1 protein-coding gene is annotated in these 275 nt (G+C 70.5%); it reads left to right on the top strand.

The window, feature by feature from the left end; translation table 11 throughout:
- The coding region (gene eutB, locus ACLJNW_RS24885) for an ethanolamine ammonia-lyase subunit EutB (RefSeq protein ID WP_410961316.1) at window positions 1–275 on the top strand (275 nt) is incomplete at both ends.

The following is a 275-nucleotide window of genomic DNA, read 5'->3' as shown; positions in this document are numbered from 1 at the left end:
ATCACCTGCTGCGCGCACCCGGTGATGAGGTTGCCGGCATCGGCCGCGCCCTGACCGGAGTCATGGCCGCCGCGGTCGCGAAGCTGTGCGATGTGCACGAGCTCGTGTATATCGCGCGCAAGATCTCGCGTCCTACCCGCGCCCGCACGCTGCTGGGCGCTCCCGGCACGCTCTCTTCCCGCGTGCAGCCCAATCACCCGACCGACGATCTGCGCGGCGTCACGCTCCTCACCCTGTGGGGGCTCTCCATCGGCGCAGGCGACGCGATCCTCGGG

It is taken from the genome of Salmonella sp. SAL4457 (genome assembly GCF_046548235.1).
Taxonomy (GTDB): domain Bacteria; phylum Pseudomonadota; class Gammaproteobacteria; order Enterobacterales; family Enterobacteriaceae; genus Salmonella; species Salmonella enterica.
The sequence above is the reverse complement of the archived record's forward strand: the minus strand, read 5'-3'. Positions and strand labels throughout refer to the sequence as shown.